The sequence below is a fragment of the Limimaricola sp. G21655-S1 genome (genome assembly GCF_027213785.1).
Taxonomy (GTDB): domain Bacteria; phylum Pseudomonadota; class Alphaproteobacteria; order Rhodobacterales; family Rhodobacteraceae; genus Limimaricola.
In genome coordinates this window covers 1-269 of record NZ_JAPWGO010000239.1, presented here as the reverse complement: position 1 = coordinate 269, position 269 = coordinate 1, and the positions used below count along the sequence as shown (strand labels likewise).

Here is a 269-nt window from a genome sequence, read left to right as displayed (position 1 = left end):
GCATAGGCCTGAGAGACCCGTTCCCAGCGGTTGTCGCGGTCCATGGCGAAATAACGCCCGGTGACGGTGGCGATTTGCGCCCCCTCCGCCATACCGGCCTCAAGCTGATCAAGATAAGTGAGCGCAGATTTCGGCGCTACGTCGCGCCCGTCGGTGACCACATGCAGCCAGACCGGCACGCCCGCATCGCGGATCGCCTTAATCGCAGCCAGGATATGGGTCACATGGCCATGCACGCCGCCATCCGAGACCAGCCCCATCAGATGCGC

At 63.9% G+C, this 269-nt stretch carries 1 pseudogene; it reads right to left on the bottom strand.

Annotation, left to right across the window (positions count from 1 at the left end):
• Positions 1-269 (bottom strand): annotated as a pseudogene (locus O4G76_RS20605) (2,3-bisphosphoglycerate-independent phosphoglycerate mutase); the annotation flags it as partial.